Raw genomic sequence first — 14,623 nt, forward strand, 5'->3', positions numbered from 1 at the left:
TTGGATTTGTTAGATAATTAGACTTTTAGAAATGCCACATCGAGCGCAGTCGAGATGTAAAACAAAGAACAAACAACAGAATAAACAAAAAAGCTAACAGCCAAAAGCCAGTAGCTAAAAGCATAAAAATAAAGTAGTGCAAAAACAACGATTAGTCATATTAGGAGGCGGAGAAAGTGGTGTCGGAACGGCAATCTTAGGGAAGCAAAAAGGCTATGAAGTATTTGTTTCAGACAAAGGAGCAATCAAACAGCATTACAAAAACGTTCTGAATCAGCTTGAAATTGAATGGGAAGAAAAACAACACACAGAAGCTAAAATATTCAATGCGGATGTTGTGATGAAAAGCCCAGGGATTCCAGAAACGATTCCGCTTGTAAAAGCATTAATCGAAAAAAGAATTTCAGTGATTTCTGAAATTGAATTCGCAGTGCAATATACTGATGCAACGATTGTGGGAATTACAGGAAGTAACGGAAAAACAACCACCACAATGTTAACGCATCATGTGTTAAAGCAAGGTGAGCTCAATGTGGGTGTTGCAGGAAATATGGGCGACAGTTTTGCGAAGCAAGTTGCGGAACAAAATTATGATGTCTATGTGTTGGAATTAAGCAGTTTTCAATTAGATGGAATTGTAGATTTCAAACCGCATATTGCCATTATTACAAACATTACACCAGATCATTTAGATCGGTATGATTACAAGTTTGAAAACTATATCGCATCCAAATTTCGAGTTGCGATGAATCAAACAAAAGAAGACTATCTCATCTATGATGCAGATGATGAAGTCATTGCAGACAGGTTAAAAAAGCATCCTGTTCAATCAAAATTAATACCATTTTCATTAACAAAAAAACTTGAAAATGGCGCATACATAGAAGATAAAAACATAATACTAACGATACAAAATACGACAATTACTATGCCAACGGATTCGCTAGCACTAGAAGGACAACACAATACAAAAAATGCCATGGCTGCATCAGCAGTTGCACAATTACTAAACATCCGAAAACAAACCATACGCGAAAGTATGTCTGGATTTCAAGGTGTAGAACATCGTTTGGAAAAAGTATTAAAAATCCAAAATGTACAATACATCAACGATTCCAAAGCAACAAACATCAACGCAACGTATTATGCATTAGAAAGCATGACAACACAAACGGTTTGGATTGTTGGAGGTGTTGACAAAGGAAATGACTACACAGACTTATTGCCGCTAGTACACGAAAAAGTAAAAGCAATTATATGTTTAGGAGTTGACAACTCAAAAATCATTGAATCTTTTGGAAGAGTTGTGGATTTAATGGTAGAAACTACTTCTATGGATGAGGCGGTAAAAATGTCACACAAAATTGCCGATAAAGGAGATAACGTATTATTGTCGCCAGCATGTGCAAGTTTTGATTTATTTGAAAACTATGAAGAGCGTGGAAAGCAATTCAAAGCAGCAGTAAAAAACCTATAAGAGTAAATAAATAAGATGCTGAATCAAGTTCAGCATGGCGAAAAAACAAATAACGAATAACAAAAAGTGAATAGTAAACAATGAACACCATCTTTAAAAACATAAAAGGAGATAGAGCACTTTGGGCAGTTGTTGCCTTACTAGCGCTGTTCTCGTTTTTGCCAGTATACAGCGCAAGTAGCAACTTGGCGTATATGTACGGAGATGGAAGTACATTAAAATTTCTTATAAAACACGCTTCACACTTATTCCTCGGATTTGCTATTATTTACGGTGTACACAAAATGCCGTATCACTATTTCAAAGGCTTATCGCTCATTATGTTGCCAATTGTATTACTGTTTTTAGTCTACACGCTAGCGCAAGGAACGACTATCGGAGGTGCAAATGCAAGTCGTTGGATGCGAATTCCTTTTGTTGGAATTCGATTCCAGACATCAACATTGGCAAATGTAGTTTTAATGATTTATGTAGCACGATATCTATCGCGAATCAAAGACAAAGTAGTCACCTTCAAAGAAACCATTTTACCCTTGTGGGTTCCTGTGTTTTTAGTAGTTGGATTAATATTACCGGCTAACTTTTCTACCACAGCAATCATCTTTTCAATGGTATTAATGTTATGTTTCTTAGGAGGTTATCCGTGGAAATATTTACTCATGATCATTGGCTCAGGAATAGTAGGATTAATCTTATTCATTGCCATAGGAAGAGCCATTCCGGGACCAATTCAAGTCAAAATACAAACATGGGAAAACCGTGTTACGAACTATTGGAATGATGATAAAAGCAACAAAGAAGCAAACTATCAATCGGAACGTGCAAAAATTGCGATTGCTAGTGGTGGAATAGTAGGTGTTGGCGCAGGAAAAAGCGTGATGAAAAACTTATTACCGCAAAGTTCATCAGATTTTATCTATGCAATTATAGTAGAAGAATATGGTTTGGTAGGTGCATTGTCATTACTCTTTCTATACCTCTTATTGCTATTTCGACTAGTTATTGTCGCCCACAAGGCAGATACCATATTTGGTAAACTACTTGCTGTTGGCGTTGGATTGCCGATCATATTTCAGGCATTAATAAATATGGCGGTTGCGGTAGAATTATTTCCAGTAACAGGACAAACCTTGCCACTTATCAGTAGTGGAGGAACCTCTATATGGATGACGTGTTTGGCAATAGGAATTGTATTGAGCGTAAGCGCGAAACGAGAAGAAATTGTAGAACAACAAGAAAAAGAAGAAAATCCGTTAGCGGTTTTGAGTGAAGCATTGTGATATACGATTTTAGAAAATAGAAAATAGAGAGATGCTGAATCAAGTTCAGCATGATGAACAAACAAATTAACAGAGGCAAGAAGCTAGAAGCTAGAAGCAAAAAATGAAAGCGTACAAAATCATACTATCTGGTGGCGGAACAGGAGGACATATCTATCCTGCGATTGCGATTGCGAACGAATTAAAAAAACGTTATCCCGAATCGGAGTTTCTATTTGTAGGCGCGCAAGATCGAATGGAGATGGAAAAAGTGCCGCAAGCAGGTTATAAAATTGAAGGTTTGTGGATTTCAGGGTTTCAGCGAAGTTTAACATTAAAAAACATGATGTTTCCGTTCAAACTGATCAGTAGTTTGTGGAAATCGCGAAAAATTGTCAAAAAATTTAAGCCAGATGTGGTGATCGGAACTGGCGGATTTGCCAGCGGACCCTTACTAAAAGTAGCTTCTGGTAGAAAAGTACCTGCGTTGATTCAAGAGCAAAATTCGTATGCAGGAATTACGAACAAACTCTTAAGTAAGCAAGTTCAAAAAATATGTGTCGCGTATGACAACATGGAACGGTTCTTCCCGAAAGGGAAAATTGTAAAAACAGGAAACCCTGTGCGACAAGATTTATTAGAAATAAAAAGTAAAAGAGCAGAAGCAAAAGCGTTCTTTCAATTGCAAGAAGGTGTAAAAACGATCTTAATCATTGGTGGAAGTTTAGGCGCGAGAAGAATCAATCAACTCATTGAAAAAGAACTTGATTTCTTCAAAGAACAAAACGTACAACTCGTTTGGCAATGTGGAAAGTTCTATTACGAAGAATATAAAAAACACAACGAATTGGCGCATGTGCAAGTGCATCAATTTGTAAACAAAATGGACTTGGCGTATGCTGTGGCAGATGTTATCATCTCACGCGCTGGCGCAAGTTCGGTTTCGGAATTATGTATTGTAGGGAAACCTGTCATCTTCATTCCGTCACCAAATGTTGCAGAAGATCATCAAACCAAAAATGCGTTGTCAATCACAGAAAAAGGCGCAGGAATATTGATTCGTGAAAACGAACTCGAGGAACATTTTGAAGCCCGTTTTTCGGAATTGGTAACATCAGAAGAAATGCAAGCTGATTTCGGAAAGGAAATCAAAAAACTAGCATTACCAGATGCAACAGCGAGAATTGTTGATGAAGTAGAAAAATTATTAAAGAAATAAATCTCAATTATTGAGTAATGAATTTGAATAGTATACATAACGTTTATTTTGTAGGCATTGGCGGAATCGGCATGTCTGCGTTGGCGCGCTATTTCAAATTCAACCAAAAAAATGTAGCAGGTTATGACAAAACGAAAACTGAAATCACTGATGCTTTAGTAGCACTTGGAATTCAGGTTTCAACGAATGACAATGTAGCGGAGATTCCTGAAGCATATCTCAACAAAGAAAATACCATTATTATCTATACGCCAGCAATTCCAAGCTCACATTCGGAATTGACGTATTTCAAAGAAAATGATTTTAATATTTACAAAAGAGCTGAAGTTTTAGGTTTAATTACGAAAGACACGTATTGTTTGGCAGTTGCAGGAACGCACGGAAAAACCACCACTTCAAGTATTTTGGGACATTTATTAGCGGAGTCAGAAGTTGATGTGACGGCTTTTTTAGGCGGAATAGCTGAAAATTACAATTCAAATTTAATCCTAAAAGGAAACGAAATTACCGTTGTAGAAGCCGATGAATTTGATCGTTCGTTTTTACAGCTTTCGCCAGATATTGCTTGCATTACATCAACCGATGCGGATCATTTAGATATCTATGGTAAAAAAGAAGCATTGCACGATTCGTTTCTAGAATTTACAAAGCGCATTAAGCCAAACGGAACACTATTTATACAAGAAGATATTGAGTTAGATGGAATCACTTACGGATTCAAAGAAACATCTGATTATCACATAAAAAACATCAAGATTCAAGATGGATCTTATGTGTTTGACATAGTCACGCCTACCGCAATTGTAATAGCCATTCAATTTCATTTGCCAGGACGACACAACTTGTTAAACGGTCTAGTAGCTTTCGCGATGGCGGACAAAATAGGAACCCCAACCGACCGCCTCGCCAAAGCTTTGGGAACATTTAAAGGTGTGAAACGAAGATTTTCATATCAAATACGAAACGAAGATTTTGTGTTTATTGATGATTATGCGCATCATCCAACAGAGATAAATGCGTTGTATCAAGCAGTTCGTGAAATGTATCCGGATAAAAAAGTTACGGCAATATTTCAGCCGCATCTATTTAGTAGAACAAAAGATTTTGCAGATGAATTTGCAGAAAGTTTGGCAAAATTTGATGAAATTATTCTCTTAGAGATTTATCCCGCAAGGGAAAAACCAATCGAAGGAATTACATCAAGTTGGTTATTAAGCAAAATAAAAAACGATCAAAAACAGTTACTAACAAAAGAAAATTTAATCAATCATATCAGCACCATCAACACAGATGTTTTACTCACTGTTGGTGCGGGCGATATTGGAGCAGAAGTATTAAAAATTAAAAATTTATTTACCGTTGAAAATTAATTGGAATCTCATAAAAGGAATAATAATCGCGTCAGTTTTGATCTTTCTGTATGCTTTTTCGGCGAACAGAAACGCCACGCGTGTGATTGGAAATCCGGATGTGAAATACCACGATGGAGCACAATATTTCATCACGCGCACGATGGTTAATAAATTGTTAATACAAAATAATGATAGTGTTACGAACATACGAAAAGATCAGTTAGATTTGGATGTTCTAGAGGAGCGTTTACGCGCGAACGAAATGATTCAAGATGCAGAAGTGTATCTGTCTGTAAATGGGACTCTTGGTGCAAAAATTAAGCAGCGAACACCAATTGCTCGGATTGCAACTAAAGACTCTTATTATGTAGATTCTGAAGGAAAGGCGATGCCTTTATCTAAAGTTTCTGCTGCTCGTGTTCCTTTTGTAGAAGGAAAAGTGGATAAAAAAGCGTTAGAAAGTATATATGTATTGTCAAAATATATCGCTGAAGATGATTTTCTAAAAAAGAACGTTATCACCATCGTACAAAACGAAAATAAAACATTCAATCTAAAATTAAGAACGAATGATTTTATAGTACTATTTGGTAACATTGAAAATATTGAAAAGAAGGTGAGTAATTTGAAAGCGTTTTATAAGAAAGCTGTAAAAGACAAAACGTTGAATGATTATGCGAAAGTTGATTTAAAATTTACCAATCAAGTAGTTTGCACCAAAAAATAAGTCATGGAAAACAATAATATCGCAGTAGGATTAGATATAGGAACCACGAAAATCGTGGCAATGGTTGGGCGAAAAAATGAATACGGGAAGCTCGAAATTCTTGGAGTTGGAAAATCCAAGAGTTTGGGTGTGCATCGTGGTGTGGTAAATAATATTACACAAACAATTCAATCCATACAACAAGCAGTACAAGAAGCAGAAAGTGATGCTGACAATAAAATAACAGAAGTAGTAGTTGGAATTGCTGGACAGCACATTCGTAGTTTACAGCATAGCGATTATATAACGCGTAGCAATGCAGATGAAGTAATAGATGAAGAAGATATTGACTTACTCATCAATCAAGTATACAAATTAGTGATGCTTCCTGGCGAAGAAATTATTCACGTGCTTCCACAAGAATATAAAGTGGACGGACAAGCCGAAATAAAAGAACCCATAGGAATGTACGGCGGACGACTGGAAGCAAATTTTCATGTCGTAGTTGGACAAGTATCATCGATTAGAAACATTGGAAGATGTGTAAAAAGTTCAGGGTTAGACTTAGCCGGAATTACCTTGGAACCTTTAGCATCTGCGAATGCAGTATTAAGTCAAGAAGAAAAAGAAGCAGGAGTTGCTTTAATTGATATTGGAGGTGGAACGACAGATTTGGCAATTTTTAAAGACGGAATCATTCGCCATACGGCAGTAATTCCATTTGGTGGAAATGTCATCACAGAAGATATTAAAGAAGGTTGCTCTATTATAGAAAAACAAGCAGAATTACTCAAAATAAAATTTGGATCTGCTTGGCCAGGAGAAAATAAAGACAACGAAATTGTCTCGATTCCTGGATTACGTGGAAGAGAACCAAAAGAGATTACATTAAAAAATCTCTCAAAAATCATTCATGCTCGTGTGGTGGAAATCATAGAACAAGCGTACTTAGAAATTAAGAACTACGGACATGAAGAACAAAAGAAAAAACTAATTGCAGGAATTGTGTTGACAGGTGGCGGAAGTCAGTTGAATCACTTGAAACAATTAGTAGAATACATTACAGGAATGGACACACGAATCGGTTATCCAAACGAACATTTGGCAGGCGATTCAGATGCAGAAATGGCGAGTCCATTATATGCAACAGCTGTCGGACTTGTAATGAATGCAGTAGAAAACCAATCAAAAGTTGTCGTTGAAGAAGAAGTTGTGGAACAACCTACAGAAACAATTTCAGACGCAGAAACGTCACTCGAAGACGACGCAGAACATACCAATGCTCCAATACAATCGGAACCCAAAAAAGAACGAAAATCGATCTTTGAAAAATGGGCCGATAAGTTGAAAGATTTTTTAGATAACGCAGAATAAAAAAACAGTTAAAGAATTATGAGTAGCAACACAGAATTCGGAAACATTTCATTTGATTTACCAAAAAACCAATCAAATGTAATTAAAGTGATCGGTGTAGGCGGTGGCGGAAGTAACGCTATCAACCACATGTTCCAGCAAGGAATAAAAGGAGTAGATTTTGTCATCTGTAATACAGATTCACAAGCTTTACAAAACAGTACAGTGCCTAATAAAATTCAATTAGGAGTTTCACTGACGGAAGGATTGGGCGCAGGCGCGAATCCGGAAGTTGGAGAAAAAGCAGCATTGGAAAGTATTGAAGAAATTAGCACGATGCTAGATACCAATACAAAAATGGTATTTATCACGGCTGGAATGGGCGGTGGAACAGGAACAGGAGCAGCTCCGGTGATTGCAAAACTTGCCAAGGATAAAGACATATTAACGGTTGGTATTGTTACGATTCCTTTCAATTTTGAAGGGAAAATGCGTAATACGCAAGCACGCATTGGAGTGGAAAAACTACGTTCGCATGTAGATTCGCTCATTGTAATCAATAACGACAAACTAAGAGAAGTTTACGGAAACTTAGGTTTCAAAGCAGGATTCTCCAAAGCAGATGAAGTACTTTCTACGGCTTCCAGAGGAATTGCAGAAGTAATTACGCATCACTATACGCAAAATATTGACTTGCGCGATGCGAAAACGGTATTATCAAATAGTGGAACGGCAATTATGGGATCGGCAAATGCTTCTGGTGCAAACCGAGCAAGCGAAGCAATCATGAAAGCGTTAGATTCTCCATTATTAAATGATAATAAAATAGCTGGAGCTAAAAACGTATTGTTGCTTATCGTTTCTGGTTCAGAAGAAATCACGATTGATGAAATCGGAGAAATCAACGATCATATTCAGACCGAAGCTGGTGGTGTTGCAAACATCATTATGGGTGTTGGAGAAGATGAAACGTTGGAAGATGCAGTTTCGGTAACGATTATTGCTACTGGTTTTGATACTGATCAGCAGGATGAAATCGTGAATACGGAATCAAAAAAAATCATTCATACTTTGGAAGATGAGCAGCGTGCTGTTCAAGATTTAACGCCGAAGACAACTGCGGTGGTTACGCCAAACATTTTACAACAACCTGTGGAAGATGTAACGCCAAAAAAAGCGGAAGTAATTCGTCACACATTAGTAGATGATACTGCGACATTAAATTTAATTCCAACAACGGAATTGATTAAAAATATGTCTGTAATATATGAAGAAGTAGCAGCGCCAATTGCTGAAGACGATTTCATTATTACCTCAATGACAGATGAAATCAGAGCGATTGAAGTAAACGATCCAGAATTTGTGACTGCAGCAACAAAAGAAGCTGAAGAAGAAGAAAATCAGATCGCTTTTACATTTGATATGCCATTGGCAAATCCGGTTGCTGAAGAAACTCCAGTGAAAGAAGAGAATATCATTAAATTTGAATTGACTTCTGAAGATGTAAATGCTATGGAAGTGACAGATCATGTAGAAGTAATTCCTGTGACAGAAGTGCATGACAAAGGTGTCACGCGTTACAGTTTGGATGACTATATGGACGAAGATTCGGCAAAAGAAAAAAATATCCCAAAAGCGGCTGAAGATGGTATAGTTTTTGAGAAGAAAACAATCGAAGATTCTGATAAGAAAGAGGATGCTGTTGATGAAGGAAATCCATTCAATGCTACTATTGAGGAAAGCTTAAAAAGTAGAGTGGACGAACGCAGAAGAAAATTAAAAGAATTTAATTATAAATTCAATAATAATGTCAATCGTATTGAAGAAATTGAGAAGCAACCAGCGTACAAAAGAGCTGGTATAGAACTTGATGAAACCAATACGGCAGACAATGCTTCCCGCACCAGTTTGGGTACGGATAGTAATGATGATATGCAATTAAGAAGCAATAATTCTTTTTTGCATGATAACGTTGACTAATTAGATTTAGTACTATTATATATGTTTTTTAGACCCGGGAATTGCTGTTCTATTTCCGGGTTTAATTTTTTACCTCTAAAACATTTTAAAACAAAGAAATCATGGGATTACAACAAGATATAATGACAGCGCTAAAAACGGCAATGAAAGCTAAAGATCAAGTAGCTTTAGCGGCATTACGTGCAGTGAAATCTGAAATACTCTTAGCGCAAACCAAAAGTGGTGCTAAAGAAGAGTTGACAGAAGAAGAAGAAATCAAATTATTGCAAAAATTAGTAAAGCAGCGTAAAGACAGCGCGGCAATTTATTTGGAACAAGACAGAAAAGATTTAGCACTTCCTGAGATTGATCAGGCAGAGGTGATTAGTCAATTTTTACCAGAGGCTTTAAGTGAAGAAGAAATCGAAAAAGTGGTCGTAATGACTATTGACGCTGTTGGCGCTTCGGGAATGAAAGACATGGGAAAAGTGATGGGAATTGTTTCTAAAGAATTAGCAGGTCAGGCAGATGGAAAAACCATTTCTACCATTATAAAAGCTAAATTAGCGAATTAATATAATTTCAATAAAATAACATAAGATTCTCACTTTCGTGGGAATGCACGGCCTCGTAGTTCAACTGGATAGAATATCAGATTTCGGCTCTGAGGGTTGGGGGTTCGAATCCCTTCGAGGTCACAGAAATTGTAAAAACCTGTAATTTAAAAGATTACAGGTTTTTGTTTTTATACCCGAGAGAATGGTTTTTATGTAAGTTTTTGATTTTTAAATAGTTTAAAGGTTAGAACTTTATGAATGACCAAAATGATGACTGTCAGCCGCTGACTTTCCTAGTAATAAAATTCCATTCCATATTCGCTAGCTACACTATATATATTATTAATTCTAGATTGATATTTTTCTTCTTCTCCAATTTCTGATATTCCTTTTATAGCACTATCAAACATTTTTTCAATAGATATGTAATAATTCTCGTCAGAATACCCGAAATCTTGAATTATCTCTAAGCAACATTCTACATAATACAATTCCAGTTCAACGTTTAGTTCCGTGATTTTCATTTTGCGCACAGTTCGTATTATTTTCCTAGCCTCTGTTTCTCGTAAGATCATTTCTCTTCCACTTGGAAAAACATACCGCTCAATTTCCTTTTTATATTTTTCAATAAGAGTTTCTATTTTCATTCCAGAAAAAACATCTAGAAATTCTTTGGCAGACGGAATCTTTGAGTACATTTCTGATATGAGTTTAATCATTTCAGATTTGTCCATTTTATGAAGTTCTTTTTTTAAATCTCTTAATCTCATGTAAGTAAATAAGTTTTTAATATCGCTCGTTTATTGTATTTTTTATTTCAATAATTAAATTATCAAATATCAACAAAATATAAAATTCGTTAAAATTTTCATGAGGAAAGCGATATTAATAATGAATTATTCAAATAATTGGTATTTCGTTTTAAACAATTCCACTTAAATGAGTAATTCAATATTTGAATTCTATCTTAAAAAATATATAGTACATTCAATATGAGAATTTTTGAATGTATTTTATCTTTATTAAATATGCCATAATTTGTTTATATTTGACAGTATATCAATTCATGTATCATGGGAGCAATTGAATTAAGAAATAAAATAATTGAAATTATTAACTCGTCAGATGAACGGTTTTTACGAATGGTAAGTGCATTGCATAAAACGTATTCTGAACAAGAGACTACTGATTTCTATGACGAACTCCCTAAAGAAATTCAAGAAATTCTTATGGAAAGTAGAGATCAAGCTCGTCAAGGTAAGACACGCTCACATAAAGAAGTAATGGATGATTTTCGAAAGAAATATGATATAGCTTAATACGCTTATGAATGTTATATGGACACCAACTGCTGAATTATCATACGCAAAAGAATTAGACAAAATCAATAAAAAATGGTCAGTTAATGAAATTATGGACTTTATGAATTTAGTTGATGATTTTGTTAAAAAATTGGAGTCAGGAATAATTGAAGGTAAAGTATCACAGAAAACAAATTTACGCTCATTTGTAATCTCCAAACAAACAACATTGTATTTTGATGTTTTTGAAGATACTCAAACCATAGAACTACTGCTATTTTGGAATAATAAAGATAATCCGAAAGAGTTAAAAGAATTTTTAAATATTTAATTTCAGGATTTTAATTTATCTTTTTCCATACAAACTAATTCCATATATTTAGTCATATACAATAAACATATTGGAAAGTAATGATGGAAATACAGATTTGCTAAATCTCTTTCGTTCTTTATTTAAAGGGCGTGAAGATGTATTTGCATTACGATGGGAGAAAGGCAATAAAAGTGGTTATACTCCAGCGTATTCTTATGATCCTTATATGTATCGTCTTCACAAGCAAAGAGGCGGAACTTTTAAAGACTACAAAGATAAAACCTATGTGAGATTAGATAATTTGAATCTCTCTAAACATCTAAAGGGAGAAAAATATATTGGAATATATCCACTTTTGAAAAATAATACTTCATGGTTTATTGTTGCTGATTTTGATAAAGGTGGTTGGCAAGAACAATCTAGAAAAGCTATTGAAGTCTGCAACAAAAATAATATTCCAGCGTATTTAGAACGTTCTCGTTCGGGAAATGGTGGGCATGTGTGGATATTTTTTGAAGAACCTTATGCTGCTATTAAAAGTAGAAAAATCATATTGAAACTTTTTGAACAAGCAGGAATTTTCTCTGTATTTGATAGAAATACAAGTTTTGATCGATTATTTCCAAATCAAGATTATTTATCAGGTAAAGGGTTAGGAAATCTTATAGCACTTCCCTTTCAAGGACAGGCTTTACAAAATGGAAACTCTTGTTTTATAAGTATTAATACATTTACACCTTATGAAGATCAATGGGGATTTTTGAAAACCATTAAAAAAATTTCTACTGTTTCTCTGGATTCAATTTTTAAAAAGACATTTAAAAAAAAAGACAATAAAAGTGATTTTAATGTTAGTGTTACAAATTTTGGAAAATTAGAATTCGCACTAAAGAATAGTATTGTCATTAATCGAAATGGTTTAGCTCCCGCAGTAATCAATTTCCTCAAAGAAAACCTAAATTCTTTCAATGCTGATTATGCAATAAAAAAGAAAACAGGAAGAAGTACTTGGAAGACGGATCGTTATTTTAAGCTTATTGATGAAACTGAAAATGCTATAGAAATTCCAAGAGGATTTATAGGAAATTTGATTCGTTTTTGTAAACAACAAGGTGTTGAATATGAATTTATAGATCAAAGAAAACGTCTAAAAAATGTTGAATTCTTATCTTCAATTCAATTATTGAAACATCAACATGCTCCATTAGAAATAGCATTAAAAAAAGATTTTGGAATTATTGTAGCCCCACCTGGTTCTGGAAAAACAATTATTGGCTTAAAAATTATAGAACACAAGAAGCAACCAGCATTAATTATTACACATCGGAAACAGATAGCAGAACAATGGATCAGTAGAATTGAAACTTTTTTTGGTATTCCAAAAAGAGAGATCGGGAAAATTGGTCAAGGAAAAATAAAAATCGGAAAACACATTACTGTTGCATTAATTCAGACTTTAGGAAAAAAACTGACTGATGAAGATAATCTATTAACATCTGCTTTTGGAACAATCATTATAGACGAATGTCATCATATTCCTGCGAAATCTTTTCGTGAAGTTGTTCACAAACTTTCACCATATTACCAATACGGATTGACAGCCACTCCTTTTCGTAAAAACAATGATGAAAAACTACTTTTTGTGTATTTAGGTAATATCATTTCAGAGATAAAACCTCAAGATATTGATAATTATAAAAAGGCTAGAATTGTAATTCGAGATACGCATTTGAATATTCCTTTTAATTCTAAAACAGATCGATTTGAAACACTTTCAAAAATACTCATCCATGATTCTGAAAGAAACAAACTCATATTAAATGATGTTCGACATGAGTTAAATAATGGTAGAAAGGTGGTACTTATCACAGAACGAAAAGAGCATGTCCTAGTACTTTATCAATATCTAAAAAGTCAATATGAAACTATTCCTATCTCAGGAGAAGATAGCTCTGCTTTAAGAACTTTAAAATGGAACAGTATTGAAAAAGGTGACTTTCAAGCTATCATAACCACAGGTCAATTTTTCGGTGAAGGAGTTGATATTCAAAGTATATCTTGTCTATTTTTAGTCTATCCTTTTGCATTTAAAGGCAAGTTAATTCAATATATTGGAAGAGTCCAACGGTCTGAATTAACACCTGTAATTTATGATTATCGAGACAAACATATTCCGTATCTAAACAAACTATTTTTAAAACGGAATAGCTATTATCGAAATCTTGATCGACAAGCTACACTATTTGATGACTTTAAAGAAAGTTTAGAGTCAAAAATGAATCTAAACAATGATATTGATAAGTTCATTAAAGTTGCTATTAATGATCTAGACTTTCACTATGGTATGGTTTGTTTTTCGTATAAATTATCAAATGAAACATTACTACAATTAGAAATCGAAAATGAAGAGATGCAGCCTGAATTTGTAGTATTAAAACCATATTTTTCCAAAATTCTAAGCTCTAAATCTATTACAGTACACATTCAAATTGGATTAGAAAATGGATTGATTGTTTCTCAAATAGCTACTTCAGAAGATATTAATCGTATAAATAAAGAAATTATAGATAGTATAAAATTTCAATTTGTTGAACAACAATTTATTAAGAGCAAAAAGTATAAAAGTGATGATATAGTAGAAAAAACTTCTAAATCAATTGACTCTTTATTTGGTTCAGAAGAGAATCTCTTAAAAAGCCTTTTAATAAACAGTAAATTTGTTCATCATAAACAGTTATTTTATTTGTCAAGATATCATCAATACAAAAAACTAAAAATCAGATTTGTACTACATCCATTTTCATTTGTTTTTTTATTAGAAGGTGAACACAAATATCATATAGTTTTGGAAACCTTAGATACTAAAGAAGCGACTTATGTTTGGCATCTTCCCAAAAATAACTTTCATTTTAAGAAGCAATTAGAATCAATAAATAAAAAACTGAATTGGATTCGTAATAATGGCCGTCAATCTTTTTTGGAAACTAAAAATGATAATTTCAGTAAAGTTATTCATGATTATAGTGAAGACAAAAAAGGATTCTATAAATGGAAAAATGCTTTGGAAGAACGGTTGATTTAAAATTTGAATAAAATCAATTCTAGCCTAAATCAAAGTTGAGAAACA

At 34.1% G+C, this 14,623-nt stretch carries 12 protein-coding genes and 1 tRNA gene; 12 read left to right on the top strand and 1 reads right to left on the bottom strand.

Translation table 11 applies throughout. The features are described 5' to 3' along the window. Positions 1 to 136 precede the first annotated feature (136 nt). From murD to H2O64_RS01550, 9 genes are all read left to right on the top strand, one after another. Positions 137 to 1,477 (top strand): UDP-N-acetylmuramoyl-L-alanine--D-glutamate ligase, encoded by a 1,341-nt coding sequence (gene murD / locus H2O64_RS01510; protein WP_187560366.1) that lies wholly within the window; start codon positions 137 to 139, stop codon positions 1,475 to 1,477. An 80-nt stretch (positions 1,478 to 1,557) separates the two neighbouring features. Then, positions 1,558 to 2,757 (top strand): FtsW/RodA/SpoVE family cell cycle protein, encoded by a 1,200-nt coding sequence (locus tag H2O64_RS01515; RefSeq protein WP_187560367.1) that lies wholly within the window; start codon positions 1,558 to 1,560, stop codon positions 2,755 to 2,757. Between the two features lie 103 nt (positions 2,758 to 2,860). Beyond that, a complete protein-coding gene (murG, locus tag H2O64_RS01520) occupies positions 2,861 to 3,955 on the top strand; it encodes an undecaprenyldiphospho-muramoylpentapeptide beta-N-acetylglucosaminyltransferase (protein WP_187560368.1) in 1,095 nt (364 codons plus the stop codon). A 17-nt stretch (positions 3,956 to 3,972) separates the two neighbouring features. Then, on the top strand, positions 3,973 to 5,325 hold the full coding sequence (gene murC, locus H2O64_RS01525; RefSeq protein WP_187560369.1) for a UDP-N-acetylmuramate--L-alanine ligase: 1,353 nt from the start codon (positions 3,973 to 3,975) through the stop codon (positions 5,323 to 5,325). After that, entirely contained in the window at positions 5,315 to 6,034 is a 720-nt protein-coding gene (locus H2O64_RS01530) for a cell division protein FtsQ/DivIB (protein WP_187560370.1), read from the top strand. Before murC ends, H2O64_RS01530 begins: the two co-directional genes overlap by 11 nt. Positions 6,035 to 6,037: 3 nt before the next feature. Next, the gene (gene ftsA / locus H2O64_RS01535) at positions 6,038 to 7,387 is read left to right on the top strand and encodes a cell division protein FtsA (protein ID WP_187560371.1); all 1,350 of its coding nucleotides are present in this window, start codon (positions 6,038 to 6,040) and stop codon (positions 7,385 to 7,387) included. A gap of 18 nt (positions 7,388 to 7,405) precedes the next feature. Further along, positions 7,406 to 9,346: a cell division protein FtsZ gene (ftsZ, locus tag H2O64_RS01540; protein WP_187560372.1), complete on the top strand. Its 1,941-nt coding sequence runs from the start codon at positions 7,406 to 7,408 to the stop codon at positions 9,344 to 9,346. 101 nt (positions 9,347 to 9,447) lie between these two features. Next, the gene (locus H2O64_RS01545; RefSeq protein ID WP_187560373.1) at positions 9,448 to 9,900 is read left to right on the top strand and encodes a GatB/YqeY domain-containing protein; all 453 of its coding nucleotides are present in this window, start codon (positions 9,448 to 9,450) and stop codon (positions 9,898 to 9,900) included. A gap of 49 nt (positions 9,901 to 9,949) precedes the next feature. Then, positions 9,950 to 10,023 (top strand) — tRNA-Arg (locus H2O64_RS01550). Positions 10,024 to 10,175: 152 nt separating this feature from the next. On the opposite strand, the gene H2O64_RS01555 is transcribed toward H2O64_RS01550, so the two are convergent. Next, the gene (locus H2O64_RS01555) at positions 10,176 to 10,652 is read right to left on the bottom strand and encodes a DUF6155 family protein (RefSeq protein ID WP_187560374.1); all 477 of its coding nucleotides are present in this window, start codon (positions 10,650 to 10,652) and stop codon (positions 10,176 to 10,178) included. 303 nt (positions 10,653 to 10,955) lie between these two features. Between H2O64_RS01555 and H2O64_RS01560 the strand changes: the two genes are divergently transcribed. The 3 genes from H2O64_RS01560 to H2O64_RS01570 all read left to right on the top strand — a co-directional run bounded on the left by H2O64_RS01560 (position 10,956) and on the right by H2O64_RS01570 (position 14,578). After that, positions 10,956 to 11,201: a hypothetical protein gene (locus H2O64_RS01560; protein WP_114904660.1), complete on the top strand. Its 246-nt coding sequence runs from the start codon at positions 10,956 to 10,958 to the stop codon at positions 11,199 to 11,201. Positions 11,202 to 11,208: 7 nt separating this feature from the next. Continuing rightward, entirely contained in the window at positions 11,209 to 11,514 is a 306-nt protein-coding gene (locus H2O64_RS01565) for a hypothetical protein (RefSeq protein WP_187560375.1), read from the top strand. Positions 11,515 to 11,584: 70 nt separating this feature from the next. Continuing rightward, entirely contained in the window at positions 11,585 to 14,578 is a 2,994-nt protein-coding gene (locus tag H2O64_RS01570) for a TOTE conflict system archaeo-eukaryotic primase domain-containing protein (RefSeq protein WP_187560376.1), read from the top strand. Positions 14,579 to 14,623: the final 45 nt, after the last annotated feature.

The organism is Kordia aestuariivivens, assembly GCF_014397005.1.
Taxonomy (GTDB): Bacteria; Bacteroidota; Bacteroidia; order Flavobacteriales; family Flavobacteriaceae; genus Kordia; species Kordia aestuariivivens.

What these genes read in the sequence shown, in the direction of transcription:
- H2O64_RS01515 (WP_187560367.1), top strand. Translation starts at nt 1,558, where the DNA reads ATGAACACCATCTTTAAAAACATAAAAGGAGATAGAGCACTTTGGGCA.
- murG (WP_187560368.1), top strand. Translation starts at nt 2,861, where the DNA reads ATGAAAGCGTACAAAATCATACTATCTGGTGGCGGAACAGGAGGACAT.
- murC (WP_187560369.1), top strand. Translation starts at nt 3,973, where the DNA reads ATGAATTTGAATAGTATACATAACGTTTATTTTGTAGGCATTGGCGGA.
- ftsA (WP_187560371.1), top strand. Translation starts at nt 6,038, where the DNA reads ATGGAAAACAATAATATCGCAGTAGGATTAGATATAGGAACCACGAAA.
- ftsZ (WP_187560372.1), top strand. Translation starts at nt 7,406, where the DNA reads ATGAGTAGCAACACAGAATTCGGAAACATTTCATTTGATTTACCAAAA.
- H2O64_RS01545 (WP_187560373.1), top strand. Translation starts at nt 9,448, where the DNA reads ATGGGATTACAACAAGATATAATGACAGCGCTAAAAACGGCAATGAAA.
- H2O64_RS01555 (WP_187560374.1), bottom strand. Translation starts at nt 10,652, where the DNA reads ATGAGATTAAGAGATTTAAAAAAAGAACTTCATAAAATGGACAAATCT.
- H2O64_RS01560 (WP_114904660.1), top strand. Translation starts at nt 10,956, where the DNA reads ATGGGAGCAATTGAATTAAGAAATAAAATAATTGAAATTATTAACTCG.
- H2O64_RS01565 (WP_187560375.1), top strand. Translation starts at nt 11,209, where the DNA reads ATGAATGTTATATGGACACCAACTGCTGAATTATCATACGCAAAAGAA.